This window comes from Azospirillum sp., assembly GCF_035627195.1.
Lineage (GTDB): Bacteria > Pseudomonadota > Alphaproteobacteria > Azospirillales > Azospirillaceae > Azospirillum.
Window position 1 is genome coordinate 1 of record NZ_DASPMG010000246.1, and the last position, 2,961, is coordinate 2,961.

General features: G+C 74.5%; 3 protein-coding genes. All 3 read left to right on the forward strand.

The window, feature by feature from the left end; genetic code table 11:
- A partial coding sequence (locus VED21_RS22345; protein ID WP_324886175.1) for a GNAT family N-acetyltransferase occupies positions 1-882 on the forward strand: 882 nt, incomplete at its 5' end.
- Entirely contained in the window at positions 882-1,880 is a 999-nt protein-coding gene (locus tag VED21_RS22350) for a methionyl-tRNA formyltransferase (protein ID WP_324886177.1), read from the forward strand. The genes VED21_RS22345 and VED21_RS22350, both read left to right, overlap by 1 nt.
- A gap of 29 nt (positions 1,881-1,909) precedes the next feature.
- Positions 1,910-2,854, forward strand: coding sequence for a GNAT family N-acetyltransferase (locus VED21_RS22355; RefSeq protein ID WP_324886178.1), 945 nt, complete (start codon positions 1,910-1,912; stop codon positions 2,852-2,854).
- Positions 2,855-2,961 lie beyond the last annotated feature (107 nt).

A 2,961-nucleotide genomic window follows, 5' to 3' on the forward strand; every position in this document is an offset into this window, starting at 1 on the left:
ATGCTGCGCGCATCCTGGTCCATCGACCTGATGGTGGCCCCGGAATGGCGCCTGCGCGGCGTCGGCCCGGCGCTGACCGACGCGCACGCCATGTGCAACGAGGCCACCGTCTCGCTGGCCCCTTCCGACGCCGCCTACAAGGCGTACAAGCGGGCGGGCTGGCTCGACCTCGGCAGCGTGCCGACCTACGTGCGGGTCATCGACCCGGTGCCCTGCGTCGCCGTCACCCCGTTCGCCGCCCGGCTGGGCCGGGCCGGGCGCGCGGCGGCGGCGGTGGCCGGGCCGGTGCTCGCCACCGCGTCCTTCGCCTATGCCGCCGCCGCGCTGGCCGCCGGGGCGCGGGTGGAGGTGGTGGAGCGCTTCGACGAACGGGTGGACCCGCTGTGGCGCGACGCCGCGCAGCGCTATCCGGTGATCGCCGAGCGCTCGCTGGACTTCCTGCGCTGGCGATTCGACCGCGGGCCGGCGGTGCGGCAGGCCAAGCGGCTGTACATCACGCGCCGCGGACAGCTGATGGGCTACGTCGTGCTGCGCGCCGACCGCTGGCGCGGCGTGCCGGTCATGGTGGTTCTGGACTATCTGGTGCGGCCGGGCTGGACGGCGGCGGCCTTCGCACTGGCCGTGGAGTACGCCCGGCGGGAGCGCGCCGCGGCGCTGCTATGCCGGACACTGAACCCGGAGGCCGCGCGGCCGCTGGCCGCCATGGGTTTCGCCTGCCTCAAGAACGGCCTCAACATGCCGACGCGCATGCTGGCCCGCGCGGGCTTCGGCGCCGAGGACAGCGCCGCCCTGCTGTCCGACCCGGCCAACTGGTACGTCACCGCCGCCGACAGCGACCTTGGGTTCGAACCTTTGGGCTTTGATCCAACAGGGACAACGTGATGAGCACACCGGTGCGTCCTCTCACCCTCCTCCTCGCCGCCGAGGGGGCCATGGGCCTGCGCCTGCTGGAGGCGGTGCTGCGCACCCGCCACCGCGTGGCCGGCGTGCTGGCCACGCCGGACGGCCCGGCCGCCGGTGGAAACACGGCAGGTGGAAACACGGCAGGCGGAAACAGTGTCTGGCAGACGGCGCGTCGCCTCGGCCTCGCCACCTGGCCGGCGGAGCGCGTGTGCACCGGCGACTTCGCCGAGGCCGTGCGCGCGGCGCGCGTCGACGTGCTGCTGAACGCGCAGTCGCCGCACGTGGTCTGCCCGGACGTGCTGGACGCGCCGCTGCTGGGCGCCTACGCCCTGCACCCCGGCCCGCTGCCGCAGTACCCCGGCCGCCACGCGCCGCACTGGGCGCTGTTCCATGGCGCCCGGCGCCACGCGGTGACCGTGCACGCCATGAAGCCGCAGGTCGGCCGCGGCCCGATCGCCGCCCGCGCCGACTTCGCCGTCGAGGCGGACGACACCGCGCTGACGCTCACCATGGCCTGCGTGCGCCACGGCGTGCCGCTGGCTCTGGACGTCGTCGAGACGCTGGCCCGCGACCCGAATGCCGTTCCCTGCGCGATGGTGCCCGAGGGCGACCGCGTGCCCTGCGGCTTCGAGCCGCCCAACGGCGGCTGGATCGCCTGGGACTGGCCGGCGGCGACGGTGGACGGCTTCATCCGCGCCTGCGACTTCGGCCCGCTGCCATCCCCATGGGGCCGGCCGCGCACCCTGCACCGCGGCCAGCTGGTGGCCGTCGCCAAGGCCAGGCGCACCGGCCGCCGCACGGCCGCCGCCCCCGGCACCGTCACCGCCGTGGAGAGCCGTGGGGTGCGCGTCGCCTGCGCCGACGAGGAGATCCTGGTGACCGAGCTGCTGGCCGGCGACCGCCGTGTGCCCGCCGCCGACCGCCTCGCCCAGGGCGACCGCCTCTTCGCCCCGCCGCTGAGCAGCGAGGCGGCGTAGGTTGGCGAAAGGCGCTACCATGCAGCGCCATGCCCGACCAGCCGCCGTCATCGCCCTACCGCAGCCCGGCCTACGCCCACGCACTCGCCGCCCTTGGCCCGGTGCTGCCCGTGGCGCCGTGGGGCACCGGCGTGCTGGTGCGCCCCATCCCCGGCTCCGGCCGGCAGGACGCCGCCGGCTTCTATCCGCTGGCGTCGATCGCCCCGGATGCCGACCTGCCCACCGGCCTTGCGGCGTTGCGCACCGAGGGCCTCGTCTCCGTGGTGGGCGTGCGCGACCCGTTCGACGGCCCGCCCCTCGACCGCTTCATCGCCGCGTTCGACGTCTGTCGCCCCTTCAAGACGCATTTCGTCATCGACCGCGCGCTGGGTCCGCCGCGCTGTTCCGACCACCATGACGCCGAGGTACGGCGCGCGCAGCGCCGCTGCTCCGTCTCCATCGTGCAGCTCGCCGACCACCTGGACGACTGGCAGCGCCTGTACGACGGGCTGATCGCGCGGCACCGCATCGCCGGAACCGCCCGCTTCTCGCCGGAGCACTTCGCCCGCCTCGCCACCCTTGACACCCTGACCGCCTTCGCTGCGTTCGCCGACGGCCGGATCGTCGCCATGGCGCTGTGGCTGCGCGGCGGCGACGTCGCCTACAACCACCTGGGCGCCAGCGACGCCGAGGGCTACCGCCGCGCCGTCAGCTATGCGCTGTACGACGCGGCGATCCGCCACTTCGCTGATTGTCGCATCCTCGACCTCGGTGGCAACGCCGGCCCGGCCGACGCCGACGACGGGCTGAGCCGCTTCAAGCGAGGCTTCGCCAACGCCACCGCCACCGCCCAACTGTTCGGTGCCGTCCTCGACCGCCCGGCCTACATGGCCCTGTGCGCCGGAAAGCCGGAAACCGCCTACTTCCCCGTCTACCGCGCGCCGGACAGCCAGCGCGGCGGAACGGGGAGCGATCCGGCGACCGGCTCCCGGTAAACCTGCACCGTGTACTCGTACAGGCCGTAGTCCGCCCGCACCACCACGTGCCGGCTGAGGAACGCCTTGCAGAAGGCGACCGCGGCGTCCATCGGCCAGTGGAACAG

Coding starts and splice junctions, on each gene's coding strand:
- VED21_RS22350 (WP_324886177.1), top strand. CDS start 882: ATGAGCACACCGGTGCGTCCTCTCACCCTCCTCCTCGCCGCCGAGGGG.
- VED21_RS22355 (WP_324886178.1), top strand. CDS start 1,910: ATGCCCGACCAGCCGCCGTCATCGCCCTACCGCAGCCCGGCCTACGCC.